Source organism: Noviluteimonas gilva, assembly GCF_009740395.1.
In the GTDB taxonomy this organism is placed as follows: Bacteria; Pseudomonadota; Gammaproteobacteria; order Xanthomonadales; family Xanthomonadaceae; genus Noviluteimonas; species Noviluteimonas gilva.
The window spans coordinates 1,102,859-1,114,502 of sequence record NZ_WOXT01000001.1 but is presented as its reverse complement, the minus strand read 5'-3'; the positions used below and the strand labels follow the sequence as shown (position 1 = coordinate 1,114,502).

9 protein-coding genes are annotated in these 11,644 nt (G+C 65.7%); 6 read left to right on the top strand and 3 right to left on the bottom strand.

Annotation, left to right across the window (positions count from 1 at the left end; translation table 11 throughout):
- Window positions 1-92 precede the first annotated feature (92 nt).
- Entirely contained in the window at window positions 93-2,513 is a 2,421-nt protein-coding gene (locus GN331_RS05330) for a TonB-dependent receptor (RefSeq protein WP_231734333.1), read from the top strand.
- A 70-nt stretch (window positions 2,514-2,583) separates the two neighbouring features.
- Window positions 2,584-3,972, top strand: coding sequence for a M20/M25/M40 family metallo-hydrolase (locus tag GN331_RS05325; protein ID WP_156640810.1), 1,389 nt, complete (start codon window positions 2,584-2,586; stop codon window positions 3,970-3,972).
- 67 nt (window positions 3,973-4,039) lie between these two features.
- Here the strand turns inward: GN331_RS05325 and GN331_RS05320 are convergent, their stop codons facing one another.
- Together GN331_RS05320 and GN331_RS05315 are read right to left on the bottom strand one after the other, a co-directional pair.
- Window positions 4,040-5,539, bottom strand: a complete 1,500-nt coding sequence (locus GN331_RS05320; protein ID WP_156640809.1) for a peptide MFS transporter — start codon at window positions 5,537-5,539, stop codon at window positions 4,040-4,042.
- A gap of 136 nt (window positions 5,540-5,675) precedes the next feature.
- Window positions 5,676-6,569, bottom strand: a complete 894-nt coding sequence (locus tag GN331_RS05315; protein WP_156640808.1) for a tryptophan 2,3-dioxygenase — start codon at window positions 6,567-6,569, stop codon at window positions 5,676-5,678.
- A 48-nt stretch (window positions 6,570-6,617) separates the two neighbouring features.
- Between GN331_RS05315 and pdhA the strand changes: the two genes are divergently transcribed.
- Genes pdhA through GN331_RS05295 form a run of 4 tightly spaced genes read left to right on the top strand, consistent with a single transcriptional unit; the run spans window position 6,618 to window position 10,485 of the window.
- Window positions 6,618-7,697: a pyruvate dehydrogenase (acetyl-transferring) E1 component subunit alpha gene (gene pdhA / locus GN331_RS05310; protein ID WP_156640807.1), complete on the top strand. Its 1,080-nt coding sequence runs from the start codon at window positions 6,618-6,620 to the stop codon at window positions 7,695-7,697.
- Window positions 7,690-8,679 carry an alpha-ketoacid dehydrogenase subunit beta gene (locus GN331_RS05305; protein WP_156640806.1) on the top strand — a complete coding sequence of 330 codons (990 nt, stop codon included), beginning with the start codon at window positions 7,690-7,692 and terminating at the stop codon, window positions 8,677-8,679. Before pdhA ends, GN331_RS05305 begins: the two co-directional genes overlap by 8 nt.
- A gap of 10 nt (window positions 8,680-8,689) precedes the next feature.
- The gene (locus tag GN331_RS05300) at window positions 8,690-10,093 is read left to right on the top strand and encodes a dihydrolipoamide acetyltransferase family protein (protein ID WP_156640805.1); all 1,404 of its coding nucleotides are present in this window, start codon (window positions 8,690-8,692) and stop codon (window positions 10,091-10,093) included.
- An 11-nt stretch (window positions 10,094-10,104) separates the two neighbouring features.
- Window positions 10,105-10,485: a VOC family protein gene (locus GN331_RS05295; RefSeq protein ID WP_156640804.1), complete on the top strand. Its 381-nt coding sequence runs from the start codon at window positions 10,105-10,107 to the stop codon at window positions 10,483-10,485.
- A gap of 15 nt (window positions 10,486-10,500) precedes the next feature.
- On the opposite strand, the gene GN331_RS16520 is transcribed toward GN331_RS05295, so the two are convergent.
- Window positions 10,501-11,550: a GGDEF domain-containing protein gene (locus tag GN331_RS16520; protein ID WP_197427007.1), complete on the bottom strand. Its 1,050-nt coding sequence runs from the start codon at window positions 11,548-11,550 to the stop codon at window positions 10,501-10,503.
- Window positions 11,551-11,644 lie beyond the last annotated feature (94 nt).

Below are 11,644 nucleotides of genomic sequence, written 5' to 3'. Positions count from 1 at the left end.
CCGATTCGATTCCACTTACTTGGGAGGGGAGCTGGATGCATCGTTCAAGACAAACATCGCCGCGAAACAGACTCGCGAGCAAGCCCGCGCGCTTGCCGCTGGTCGCCGCCATCTATCTCGCCTTCGGCTCGGCCCTCGCGCAGGAAGCACAGGCGCCGCCTGCGCAGACCGCGAACCAGACGCCGGTGCTCGACACCATCACGGTGACCGCGCAGAAGCGCACCGAAGACGTACAGAAGGTGCCGATCAGCATCCAGGTGCTCGGCAAGGAAAAACTGGACGAGCTGGACCTGAAGAACTTCCAGGATTACGCGGCCTACGTGCCCGCGTTGTCGTTCGACACCGGTGAAGGCGGCGGCTCCGTGCCTTACATGCGCGGCGTGGCCAGCGGCGAAAACAGCAACCACTCCGGCCCGCAGCCCAGCGTGGGCGTGTACTTCGACGAACAACCGACGACGACCATCGGCGGCGTGCTCGACATCCACCTGTACGACATCGACCACGTCGAAGCGCTCGCCGGCCCGCAGGGCACGCTGTACGGCGCGAGCTCGCAGGCGGGTACGTTGCGCATCATCACGCGCAAGCCGGACAAGGAGGCGTTCTCCGCCGGCTATGCGTTCGGCCTGAACACGCTGACCGGCGGCGACGACGGCTTCGTCGCCGAAGGCTTCGTCAACGTGCCGATCGGGAAGAACGCCGCGGTCCGCGTCGTTGCGTGGGACAAGAAGGACGCCGGCTACGTCGACAACAAACCGGCCACGCGCACGTTCCCGACGTGGGATGCCGATTCCGGCGGCAACGGCACGATCACCAACGTCGGCACCGTCGCCGAGGACAACTACAACGACATCTTCACCCGTGGTGCGCGTGCGGCGTTGAAGTTCGACTTCATGGAGAACTGGTCGATCACCCCGATGGTGATGTACCAGAAGACCGACAGCTACGGGAATTTCGCCGGCGACGATCACCTCGGCGACTACATCGTCAACAAGTATTACCCCGAAAGCGCGCATGAAGACTGGACGTCGGCGGCGCTGACGGTCGAGGGCAAGATCGGCAACTTCGATCTCACGTATGCGTATTCGCACCTGCGTCGCGAGATCGATTCGGAGTTCGACTACAGCGACTACTCGTTCTGGTACGACAGCCTCGATGGTTCGGGCGCGTACTTCTACGACGACAGCGGCGCGATCGTCAATCCGTCGCAGATCATCATCGGCAACGACGCGTACACCAAGCAGAGCCACGAGTTGCGCATCGCATCGCCCGACGACGAGGCGCTGCGTTTCGTCGCCGGCGTGTTCTTCCAGAAACAGACGCACGACATCCTGCAGCAATACAAGGTGATCGGCGACCTGGCCACGCCGCTGGAAGTGACCGGCTGGCCCGACACGATCTGGCTGACCAACCAGGGGCGCAGGGATACCGACGAAGCGGCCTTCGGTGAACTGTCGTACGACTTCAACGAGAAGTGGACCGGCACCGTGGGTGCGCGTTACTTCCGCTACGACAACAGCCTGCGCGGCTTCTTCGGCTATTCGGCCGGGTACAGCAGCAACTACGGCGAAGCGCTGTGCTTCAACGACATGCCGTACCACGGCGCGCCGTGCGTCAACATCGACAGCGTCGTCAAGAAGAGCGACACGATCTTCCGCGGCAACCTCACCTACCACATCGACGAGAACAAGCTGGTCTACGGCACGTGGTCGGAAGGCTTCCGTCCCGGCGGCCTGAATCGCAACGGCACCGTCGGCCCTTATCTGCCCGACTACCTGACCAACTGGGAACTGGGTTGGAAGACGACGTGGCAGGACAACCGCCTCGCGTTCAACGGCGCGGTGTTCCAGGAAAACTGGGACGACATCCAGTACTCGTTCCTGCCGCCGAGCGGTTCGGGCCTGACGGTCATCCGCAACGCGGGCAACGCGCGCGTGCGCGGTCTAGAAATGGACCTGAGCTGGGCGGCGACGTACAACCTGCGCCTCAACGGTGGCATGGCGTTCTACGACGCGGAGTTGACCAAGGAGTACTGCGGCTTCAGCGACCTCGCCGGCAATCCGGTAACCGCATGTCCGCCGGGCACCGTGAACCCGAACGATCCGACGGATCCGGACGACGACGAAATCGTCGACGGCCCGCAGGCGCCGGTCGGTACGCGCCTGCCGGTGACGCCGCGCTTCAAGGCCAACGGCACGGCGCGGTATGCCTTCGACATCGGCAGCCTGGAGTCGTACGTGCAGGGCTCGCTGGTGCATGTCGGCAGCCGCCCGGCGGCGTTGACGCGCGAGGATCTGGCGGCCTTCGGCGATCTCGACTCCTACACCCAGGTCGATTTCTCCTTCGGCGTGCGCCGCAACAACTGGGCGCTCGACTTCTTCCTCAAGAACGCGTTCGACGAACACTCCGAGCAGACCCGATTCGCCCAATGCGCCACCGATACGTGCGGCTTCCAGTCCTACACCGTGCACGGTGCGCCGCGCAGCATCGGCGTCCGGTTCTCGCAAGAGTTCTGATCGATCCGACCCACCCGGTGGCGGCGCGAGCCGCCACCGGTTTTTTTTCACTCACGCAAAGGCATTCCCCATGACCCGAACGCTGCTGAGCGCGCTGCTCGCGCTGGCGATCGCCGCGCCCTGCACCGCTTCCGCCACGACGCCCGACCAGGACCGCGCGCGGGAGATCTATTCGAAGCTGATCTCGTACAACACCGCCGAGGGCAACGGGCAGGTGCCCGTGATGGCCGGGTGGTTGGCGCAGCAGTTCCGCGATGCCGGTTTCCCCGACGCCGATATCCACCTCTTGCCGGTCGGCGAAACCGCCTCCCTCGTCGTGCGCTACGCAGGCGACGGTAGCGGCGGCAAACCGATCCTGTTGATGGCGCACATGGATGTCGTCGCGGCCGATCCGAAAGACTGGACGCGCGATCCGTTCAAGCTGGTCGAGGAGAAGGGGTTCTTCTTCGGCCGCGGCACGGCCGACGTGAAGGACGGCGTGGCCACGCTGACCGCGACCTTCCTGCGATTGAAGAAGGAAGGCTTCGTCCCGACGCGCGACCTGGTCATCGTCTTCACCGGCGACGAGGAAACGGAGATGGCGACCACGCGCGATCTCACGACAACGCATCGCAAGCTGATCGACGCCGAGTACGCGCTCAACGCGGACGGCGGCGGCGGCACGCTCGAAGAAGACGGCACCGCGCGTTCCTTCAGCGTGCAGACGGCGGAGAAGACCTACGCCGACTTCGAACTGACCACGCACAACCCCGGCGGGCACAGCTCGCGGCCGACGCCGGGCAACGCGATCTACGAACTGGCCGATGCGCTCAAGCAAGTGCAGGCGCACGCGTTCCCGGTGATGTGGAACGACACGACGGTCGCGGAGTTGCGCGCCGAAGGCAAGGTCGCGCCGGGTCCGATCGGTGCGGCGATGGCGGCGTTCGCGAAGGACCAGCACGATGCGAAGGCGATCGCGACATTGGCTGCCGATCCCGGCAGCGTGGGCCGCATCAAGACGACCTGCGTCGCGACGATGCTGCGCGGCGGACACGGGCGCAACGCGTTGCCGCAATCGGCGACGGCGAACGTCAACTGCCGCATCTTCCCGGGCGTGGCGGTGGACGACGTGCGCAAGACCCTGCAGGACGTGGTGGGCAAGAATGTCGAGGTGACGACGATCGGCTCCCCGATCGCCACCGATGCCTCGCCCTTGCGCAACGACGTGATGGAGGCCGTGGCGCGCGCGGTGCACACGCTGTATCCGGGCATCGAAGTGGTGCCGAACCAATCTTCGGGCGCGACGGACGGGATGTATTTCCGCGCGGCGGGCATTCCGACCTATGGGGTCGGCGGGATGTTCATGAAGGACAGCGACGCGTTCTCGCATGGCCTCAACGAACGCGTGCCGGTGAAGGGCTTCTACGACGGCCTGGATTACTGGTACGTGCTGCTGAAGGATGTCGGCGGCAAGCACTGATCGGCGAATCGCGGGCAAAAAAAACGGCGGCCGAAAGGCCGCCGTTTTCGTTTCGCAAAGGCGTCGTTTACTTCACGCCGTGCATCAGTTTCTGGATCAGCGGCGCGATCAGGAACAGCGCAACACCACCGATGATCAGGTACCAGAAGCCCATCGTGTAACCGGTGTAGGCCGATTCCACCGACATGCCTTCGGCGCCGCTGACGTGGCTGGCGAAGATGCCTGACAGGTTGTTGCCGATGCCCGTGGAGAGGAACCAGCCGCCCATCGCGAAGCCGACCAGCTTCGTGGGTGCGAGCTTGGTCGTCATCGACAGACCGATCGGCGACAGGCACAACTCACCGATGGACTGGATGACGTAGACCATGAACAGCGTCCAGAACGGGATCTTGCCCGCGACGACCATCCCCGACAGCGCGGCCATCAACAGCAGGAAGGCCAGGCCGTTGAAGATGATGCCCAGGCCGAACTTGCGCGGGATCGACGGGTTGTAGCGGCCCATCTTGATCCACGTCCACGCCACGATCGGCGCGAAGACGATGATCGCCAGCGAGTTCACCGACTGGAACCAGCCCACCGGGAACACCGTGCCGAACATCTCGCGGTTGACGATCTTTTCGGCAAGGAAGTTGAACGAGCTGCCGGCCTGTTCGAAGAAGCACCAGAACAGGACGTTGAAGGTGAAGATGATCAGCATCGCGATCGCGCGGTCGCGTGCCACCGGGCCGTCGCGGAAGCCTTCGTACAGGATCAGGCCGCACAGCGCGAGGAACATCGCCGACAACACCCACTGCAACGTGCCGGCGTCGATCGCAAGCAGGAAGTAGATGGCCGGGATCGCGACGATCGCGGCGAGCAACACGTACAGCACCTTGTGCTTGCCACCGTCGCCTTCCGGCGGACGACCGATGCCTTCGAGCTGGCGACGGCCGAACCAGAACCACACCAGGCTGATCAGCATGCCCACGCCAGCGGTCATGAAGACGACCTTGTACGTCGGCAAATCCGGCGTGCCGCCGAACATGTGCTCGGCCATCCAGCCGGTCAGCAGCGGCGCGAACATCGCACCGAGGTTGATGCCCATGTAGAACAGGGTGAAGCCCGAGTCGCGGCGTTCGTCGGTGGGCGCATAGAGCTTGCCGACCATCGTCGAGATGTTCGGCTTGAACAGCCCGTTGCCCGCGATGACCGTGGCCAGGCCGACCTTGAAGACCGTCTCGTCGGGCCACGCGATCATGAACAAGCCCGTCGCCATGATCACGGCACCGAGCAGGATCGAACGCTGGTAACCGAGGATCTTGTCGGCGACGTAGCCGCCGAAGATCGCCGCGGCGTACACCAACGCCAGGTACGCGCCGTAGACGCGGTTGGCTGGCGCTTCGCCGGTGCCCGAACCGTCATAGAACTGCTGCACGATGTACAGCACCAGCGCCCAACGGATGCCGTAGAACGCGAAGCGCTCCCAGAACTCCGTCATGAACAACATCCACAACGGCTTGGGATGCCCCAAGACCTGTCGGAATTCCGGAATGGGCGCGCTCGCGCCCGATGTCGCCGCTGAACTCATGCGGTGGCCCCTGATGTCGAATCGATTGGTGCGCCTGCCGGGATGGCGGGCTATCCGGTCGAGGTTTACCGGCTCTGCGGGAGCCAGTCAAACCGGAAATGTGTGATGTTGCAGCGCATCACGACGCCGCCCGCATTCAGGCAGCCGGCGGCGCGTGGCCCGGCAGGCCGATCACGGTGCGGACTTCGAACAATTCCGGGAAGAACGTGAGCTCCAGCGCCTGCTTCAGGAAGCCGACGCCGCTGGACCCACCGGTCCCTTTCTTGAACCCGATGATCCGCATCACCGTGCGCATGTGGCGGAATCGCCACAGCTGGAACTGCGTTTCCAGGTCGACCAGGTCTTCGCACAGGTGGTACGCGTCCCAGTGGCGCCTGGTGTCTTCGTAGATCGTCTCGAAGACCGGCACCAGGTCCGGCGCGAACACGTGCGGCTGCGACCAGTCGCGATCGAGGTGGTGGGCGGGCACCGGATGGCCGTGGCGCGCGAGGTATTGCAGCGCCTCGTCGTACAGGCCCGGCGCTTCGAGCGCGTCCTTCAGGCGCGCCTGCCCTTCCGGGTCGTAGGCGAACACGCGCAGCATCTGCGCGTTCTTGTTGCCCAGCAGGAATTCGATCGTGCGGTACTGCAAGGACTGGAAGCCCGACGAAGGCCCGAGGATTTCGCGGAACTCCATGTATTCCGACGGCGTGAGCGTCTCGAGCACCGACCACATTTCGGTCAGCTGGCGCAGCACCTGCTTGCAGCGCGCGAAGATCTTCTGGCACGGCTCCAGGCGGTCGGCGCGCAGGTGCGCGATCGCCGCGGAGAGTTCGTGAACGAGCAACTTCATCCACAGCTCCGAGACCTGGTGCTGGACGATGAAGAGCAGTTCGTCGTGGTGCGGCGGGGACGACAGCGGTTGCTGCGCCGAGAGCAGGCGCCCGAGCTGGAGGTAACCGCCATAGGTCATCCGGCCTTCGAGATCGACGTGGATGCCGGCTTCGAGGGGGCGCTGGTTTTGGCCCCCGGCGTTGTCTTCAATGCTCATGCGGGAAGGGTATCATCCGGGGTTCCTGTCGCCCGAGTCGAAGTCCGCATGACCCTCGCCGCACAGTTCCAGATCGAATACCTGCAGTACCTCGGTCCCGACGGCAAGGCCGTCACCGAATTGCCGCAGGCCTTCCGCGATGCAGCGGCCCTGGTGCCGCTGTTCAAGCAGATGTTGTACGTGCGGACCTTCGATGCGAAGGCCATCGCGCTGCAACGCACCGGCAAGCTGGGCACGTACGCCAGCTGCCTCGGCCACGAAGCCACGCATGTCGGCATCGGCGCGTCGATGACGCCCGAAGACGTGTTCGCCCCCAGCTATCGCGAGTACGGCGCGCAGTTCATGCGCGGCGTCAAACCGCGCGAAGTGTTGATGTACTGGGGCGGCGACGAACGCGGCAACGATTTCTCCGGCCCGAAGCACGACTACCCGTGGTGCGTGCCGATCGCGACGCAATGCCTGCACGCGGCCGGCGCCGCGCTCGCGTTCAAGTTGCGTGGCGAAAAGCGCGTGGCCGTCACGTGCTGCGGCGACGGTGGCAGTTCGAAGACCGACACGTACGCGGCGATCAACTCCGCCGGCGCGTACAAGCTGCCCTTCATCCAATGCATCATCAACAACGGTTGGGCGATCTCGGTACCGCGCAATTCGCAGACCGGTGCGCAGACGCTCGCGCAGAAGGGCATCGCCGGCGGCCTGCATTGCCTGCAGGTCGATGGCAACGATTTGATCGCCGTGCTCGAAGGCATGCGCCGCGCCGTGGCGCGCGCGCACAATGGTGAAGGCGGCAGCGTCATCGAGTTCATGACCTATCGCCTGCACGACCACACCACCGCCGACGACGCGCGCCGCTATCGCGACGAAGCCGAAGTCAAGGACGCATGGACGCGCGATCCGATCCCGCGCCTGCGCACCTACCTCACCGCCGCCGGCGCCTGGAACGAAGCGCAGGAAAACGCGTGGATCGAGGAGAGCGCCAAGCTCGTCGACGTCGAAATCAATGCGTATCTCGAATTGAAGGTGCAGCCGGTGACGGCGATGTTCGATTTCCTCTACGCCGACCCGCCGCCCGACCTGCTCGCGCAACGTGCGGCCGCCATCGCGCTGGAGGGCAAGGCCCATGGCTGACGCACCCGCGATCACATTGATCGAAGCGATCACGCAGGCGCTCGCGTACGAGATGCGCGCGGATGAAACCGTGCTCGTGCTCGGCGAAGACGTTGGCGTCAACGGCGGCGTGTTCCGCGCCACCGCCGGCCTGCAGGCGACCTTCGGCGCGCAGCGCGTGCTCGACACGCCGCTCGACGAAACCACGATCGCCGGCCTCACCGTCGGCCTCGCTTCGCAGGGCATGAAGCCCGTCGCCGAAGCGCAGTTCGACGGCTTCGTGTATCCGATGGTCGACCACATCATCTGCCACGCCGCGCGCTTCCGTTACCGCACGCGCGGGCGGCTCACGTGCCCGATGGTGCTGCGCGTGCCGTGGGGCGGTGGCATCCGCGCGCCGGAGCATCACTCCGAAGCCAACGAATCGATCTTCACCAACGTGCCGGGCCTGCGCGTCGTGCTGCCCTCTTCGCCCGCACGTGCCTACGGCCTGTTGCTGGCCGCGATCCGCGATCCGGATCCGGTCATCTTCATGGAACCCAAGCGCATCTACCGCCAGTACAAGGAAGTGGTGCCCGACGACGGCGAAGCCTTGCCGCTCGACGTGTGCTTCGTGCTGCGCGACGGCACCGACCTCACGCTCGTGACCTGGGGCGCGCAGGTGAAGGAATGCCTGGAAGCCGCCGACGCACTCGCGAAGGACGGCATCAGCGCGGAAGTCATCGACGTCGCCACGCTGCGTCCGCTCGACTTCGCCACCATCGCCGAGTCGGTCAGCAAGACCGGCCGCTGCGTGATCGTGCATGAAGCCCCGAAGACCGCGGGCTTCGGCGCGGAAATCGCCGCGCGCCTGGCGGAGGAATCGATGTTCGATCTCGTCGCGCCGGTCGAACGCGTCACCGGTTACGACACCCACATCCCGCTCTTCCGCCTCGAAATGAAGTATCTGCCGAGCGTGGACAAGATCGTCGCCGCGGCCAAGCGCGCGGTCGCGCACGCATAAGGACTGGACGATGACGACGAAACAATTCCTGCTTCCCGACCTCGGCGAAGGCCTGCCCGACGCGACCGTCGTCGAGTGGTACGTCAAGGTCGGCGACACGATCAAGCTCGACGACAACCTGGTGTCGATGGAAACCGCGAAGGCGGTCGTCGACGTGCCCTCGCCCGTGTCGGGCAAGGTGCTCAAGATCGGCGGCGGCGCCGGCGACGTGATCGTCACCGGCACGATGCTCGCCGAATTCGAAATCGATCCGTCGATGCCGCAGCGCGCGGAAGGCCAGGACACCGGCCACCACCACGGCCCGCCGAAGGGCGCGGGTGCGCACGTCTCCGACGACAAAGTCGTCGCGTCCGACGAAGGCGGCGTGATCGACGAAACCGATCAGACCAAGACCGAATCGGTGCGCGAGGACAGCGGCACCGTCGTCGGTGCGATGCAGACCTCCGATGCCGTGCGCAGCGAAGCCGCGGTCGCGGTCGGAGGCGTCAAGGCGTTGCCGGCGGTGCGTGCGTTGGCGCGCAAGTTGGGCGTGGATATCGCGCGCGTGCGTGCGACGGGGCCGGATGGCGTCGTCACCAACCAGGATGTGAAGAATGCGGCGGCTGATGGGTCGGCGAAGGTTGGGGCGGCGGCTCCGATTCAACGCGGTCCCGGCGTTCCCCCCTCCGGCGCTGGCGCGCCGACTCCCCCCGCAGGGGGGAGTGGTACGGGCGCACGATCCACGCTTTCGCAGGCCGGCAAGCCGATGCGCACGCAGCCGCCGGGCGTGCAGGCCTCGGGCCAGCCGGAACAACTCAAGGGCGTGCGCCGCAACATGGCGCGCGTGATGGCCGATGCGCATTCGAAGGTCGTGCCGACCACGCTCAGCGACGACGCCGACATTCATGCATGGGCGCCGGGCAACGACATCACCGGCCGCCTCGTGCGCGCCATCGTCGCCGGCGCGAAGGCCGTGCCGGCGCTCAACGCGTGGTTCGACGGCGAAGCGCTCACGCGCACGCTGCATCCGCACGTCGACATCGGCATCGCGGTCGACACCGACGACGGCCTGTTCGTGCCCGCGCTGCGCAACGCCGACATGCTCGACGCCCGCAGCGTGCGCGAAGCCGTCAATCGCCTGCGCACGCAGGTCGAAGACCGCACGATTCCGATGTCCGAACTCTCCGGCTACACCATCTCGTTGTCGAACTTCGGCATGTTCGCCGGTCGCTATGCGACGCCGGTGATCGTGCCGCCGACGGTGGCGATCGTCGCCGCGGGCAAGGGCCGCCACCAGATGACGCCGGTGATGGGCGGTTTCGAATCGCACAAGGTGATCCCGCTTTCGCTGACCTTCGACCACCGTGCGTGCACGGGCGGCGAAGCGGCGCGTTTCCTCAAGGCGATGCTGGACGATCTCGCGAAGGCGAACTGAAGGAGATTTCCATGGCCCACCGCAGCCGGCTCGCAGGTTTCATCATCGACTGCAACACCGACGACCACGCGGCGGCCGTGGATTTCTGGAGCCAGGCGCTCGGTCTGCCGAAGACCGAGCACCACGTCGAGGGCGGTGCGGAGTACACCAACCTCGCCGACACGCCGGGCGACTTGCAGATCGAAGTGCAGAAGGTCACGCACCCCTCGCGCGTGCACCTGGACATCGAAACCGATGACCAGGATGCGGAAGTCGCGCGCCTCGAAGCCCTCGGCGCGAAACGCGTGGAGTGGATCAAGCGCTGGTGGGTGATGGAAGCGCCGACGGGCCAACGCTTCTGCGTGGTGAAGATGCGCAATCCCGAGAAGGGCGCGAAGCCGAACGAGTGGTGATTCAACGCGGCTTGCTTAGCGCGGAGTGTCGTCCGCGACGACGCGATTCCGCCCGCCCTTCTTCGCCCGATACAAGGCCTGGTCAGCGCGTTCGAACACCGCTTCGGGCGTGTCGCTCGTCGGCGCCGCATCGGCAATGCCGACCGACACGGTCACCGGCATCGGCAAAGTGAGCCGCTCGACTTCGCGGCGAATGCGCTCGGCGATTTCCGCGCCGCCATCCAGGCGCGTGTCGGGCAACACCACGAGGAATTCCTCGCCGCCGATGCGCGCGGCGATGTCGCTCGATCGCACCGAACGCGACACCGCATCGGCCACCGCGCACAACACGCGATCGCCGAACAGGTGACCGTGCTGGTCGTTGATGCGCTTGAAGTGATCGATGTCGAGCACGAGCAGCACGTACGGCTGCGCGGCGAGTTCGCGCTGCACGTCGGTGCGCGCGCGCAGGCGTTCCAGGCCGGCACGATTCAACAGGCCGGTGAGCTGATCGTGGTGCGCGGTGTATTGCAGGGAATCGTGGCGGCGCTGCAGGTCGGCGCGCGCGTGGCCCTGTTCGAGCATGAGGCGGCGCAGTTCAAGCAAGTGCTGCGTCTGGCGCGCGAGCAGGCGCAGGCCTTCGAGTTGCGGCAGGCCCAGCATGCGCGGCACGACATCGGCCACGCTCAGCACGCCGAGTGCGTGCCCTTCGGGACTGAGCAGCGGCACGCCGGCGTAGAAACGCGGACGCAGGCCGAGCAGTCGGCGGCGCTGCGCATAGACCGGATGTTGGTCGAGATCCTGCACGACGAGGGTTTCGTTCGGCGCGTCGATCGCGTGACCGCACAGGGAACGCGAGCGATCCAGTTGCGCCTGGTCGATGCCGATGCGCGCCTTGAACCACAGGCGGTCGTGGTCGATCAGCGAGATCGCGCCCGCCGGCATGTCGCACAGCGTGACGGCCAGCCGGACGATGTCGTCGAAGGCGCTTTCCGGACCCGTGTCCACGATCGCATAGCGGTCGAGCGCCGCCTGGCGCTCCGCTTCGCGGAGGTCGAACTCGATGGAGGAGGGGACGGCGGACATGGCGTGCGGGGGAAGTGGAACAACTTGCTCGTGAAGAGCCGGGCTTCCTTGCCGGACGCGAGTGGAGCTGAACAGGGCGGCGATTCTACAGATC

Coding starts and splice junctions, on each gene's coding strand:
- GN331_RS05325 (WP_156640810.1), top strand. CDS start 2,584: ATGACCCGAACGCTGCTGAGCGCGCTGCTCGCGCTGGCGATCGCCGCG.
- GN331_RS05320 (WP_156640809.1), bottom strand. CDS start 5,539: ATGAGTTCAGCGGCGACATCGGGCGCGAGCGCGCCCATTCCGGAATTC.
- GN331_RS05305 (WP_156640806.1), top strand. CDS start 7,690: ATGGCTGACGCACCCGCGATCACATTGATCGAAGCGATCACGCAGGCG.
- pdhA (WP_156640807.1), top strand. CDS start 6,618: ATGACCCTCGCCGCACAGTTCCAGATCGAATACCTGCAGTACCTCGGT.
- GN331_RS05300 (WP_156640805.1), top strand. CDS start 8,690: ATGACGACGAAACAATTCCTGCTTCCCGACCTCGGCGAAGGCCTGCCC.
- GN331_RS05295 (WP_156640804.1), top strand. CDS start 10,105: ATGGCCCACCGCAGCCGGCTCGCAGGTTTCATCATCGACTGCAACACC.
- GN331_RS05315 (WP_156640808.1), bottom strand. CDS start 6,569: ATGAGCATTGAAGACAACGCCGGGGGCCAAAACCAGCGCCCCCTCGAA.
- GN331_RS16520 (WP_197427007.1), bottom strand. CDS start 11,550: ATGTCCGCCGTCCCCTCCTCCATCGAGTTCGACCTCCGCGAAGCGGAG.